1 protein-coding gene is annotated in these 2,160 nt (G+C 66.8%); it reads left to right on the top strand.

What is annotated here, in order from left to right:
* Positions 1-2,066, top strand: a 2,066-nt coding sequence (locus tag VEK15_27390; protein ID HXV64453.1) for an NAD(P)/FAD-dependent oxidoreductase, incomplete at its 5' end; no start/stop codon positions are given.
* Between the last annotated feature and the right edge of the window lie 94 nt (positions 2,067-2,160).

The following is a 2,160-nucleotide window of genomic DNA, read 5'->3' as shown; positions in this document are numbered from 1 at the left end:
CGTCGGGATGCGCCGCCAGGAAGTTCAGCAGGTCGGCGGCCCGGGTCGCGGAGAGGGCACGTCTGGACACGGGGAGATATTACGATTACATCAGAGATATCGCCATTGCGATAGAAACGAGGCCACGAGAACGCGCAAAGTCTCCGATGGGACCGATTCGCCGCGATCCGAGGACGAACAGCGTGGGCGAGAAAGTCGATGCGGCCTTCATCCGGAGGGCCGTCGAAGCTTGCGACCTGGCTGCGCTTCGCGTGGCGCTCTACCAGGCCACGGGGGATGCGGCGCTCGCCGAGTTCGGCCCCGTCGCAACGCTCGACGAAGCGGATCGCGCTCGTCTGTCGGAGCGGGCGATCCACCTGCTCGAGACCCGGAGCGACGCGTTCGAGCGGCGCGTGCCCTCCGACGAAGAGCTCCGCAGGCTGATGGATCTCGTGCTCGGGGTGCCGACGCGCGACGAGCATTTCGAGGTCCGGCGGAAGTTCCTCGCCTTCACCCCCTACCCGTTCCAGTTCGAGCGCCCCGAGGGCGCCGCCGCGGTTCCGGAAGGCTTCGAAGTCGCGATCATCGGCGCAGGCCCGGCCGGGATCGCCATGGCCGTGCAGCTGGGTCGGCTCGGCATCCCCTACGCCCTCTACGACCGACGCAACGAGATCGGCGGGACGTGGAGCATCCACAAGTACCCCGAGATCCGCGTCGACACCCTCAGCATCACGTACGAGTTCAGCTTCGAAGACGAGTATCCGTGGAGCGAGTACTTCGCGAGTGGCGAAGAGGTGCGAAGCTACCTCGAGTTCATCGCCGAGAAGTACGGCGTCCGCGAACACATCCGCCTCGGACACGATCTCCATGACGCGCGCTTCGACGAGCAGAGCTCGACGTGGCATCTGAGCTTCCAGGGCCCCGACGGAGAGCGCGTCGAGCGGGACGTGAACGTCGTCGTGAGCGCGGCCGGGGTCTTCGCGAAGGCCAAGCGGCCGGACATTCCCGGAGTCGACGAGTTCGAGGGCACGATCGTCCACCCCACCGAGTGGACGAGCGACATCGAGGTGCGGGGCAAGCGCGTGGCCGTCTTCGGCAACGGGTCGAGCGGCGTCCAGCTCCTGGCGCCGGTGGCCGAGGAGGCCGAGCACGTCTGCGTATTCCAGCGCACCCCCCAGTGGATCGCCCCGCGGCCGAACTACGGCCGACGCGTGGAGCCGGAGGTCCGCTGGCTCTTCGAGAACCTGCCCGGCTACTGGAACTGGTGCCGCTACACCTCGATCATCGGTCTCATGACCTGGCACGAGGACTACCTGATCCCGGATCCCGAGTGGGAGAAGCAGGGAGGGCGCATCACGCAGAAGAGCGAGCAGCTGCGTGATTTCATGATCGATTACATCAAGGAGCAGATCGGCGAGCGGCCGGATCTGCTCGCGCAGCTGGTGCCCGACTACGCACCGATGGTCCGCCGGCCCGTCGTCGACAACCGCTGGTACAAGGCCCTCACCCGCGACAACGTCGCTCTCGTGACGGCGGGCGTCGTGCGGATCACGAAGAACGGCATCGAGACCGTCGACGGCAAGCATCACGAGGTCGATCTCATCGTCTTCGCGACGGGCTTCGAAGTCGACCAGTTCCTCTGGCCCGCCACCTATCATGGCGAGAAGGGCCTGAGTCTCCGCGAATACTGGGGGGGCCGCAGCCCGCGCGCCTATCTCGGGATGATGGTCCCGCACTTCCCGAACTTCTTCATGCTCTACGGACCGAACTCCCAGCCCGTTTCGGGCGGGGTCTCGCTCCCCTCGTGGTTCCAGATCTACGCCGCCTACATCGCGCAATGCCTCCACACGATGTTCGAGGAGGGGCACGCGCAGGTCGCGGTCAGCGAGAACGCGTTCGAGAAGCACAACGCGGAGCTCGACGCGGTGGCGTCGGAGCTCGCCTTCCTCAAGGACACCCGCTCGGTGGATCGCAACTACTACGTCGGCGCGGATCGGCGACTGGTCGTGAACACGCCGTACGAGACGGCCGAGCTCTACGCGATGATGAAGGAACCGAAGCGCGACGATCTGGAGTTCGGGCCCTGACGCCGCGACGCGCTTGGGGAGGCCGGCCTTCCGATCCCTGCCCTCGGCATCGCCGCGCTGCTGCTCGCTCCGGCGGCCGCCGCGGGCGCCGCGG

This window comes from Vicinamibacteria bacterium (assembly GCA_035620555.1).
GTDB lineage: Bacteria > Acidobacteriota > Vicinamibacteria > Marinacidobacterales > SMYC01 > DASPGQ01.
The sequence above is the reverse complement of the archived record's forward strand: the minus strand, read 5'-3'. Positions and strand labels throughout refer to the sequence as shown.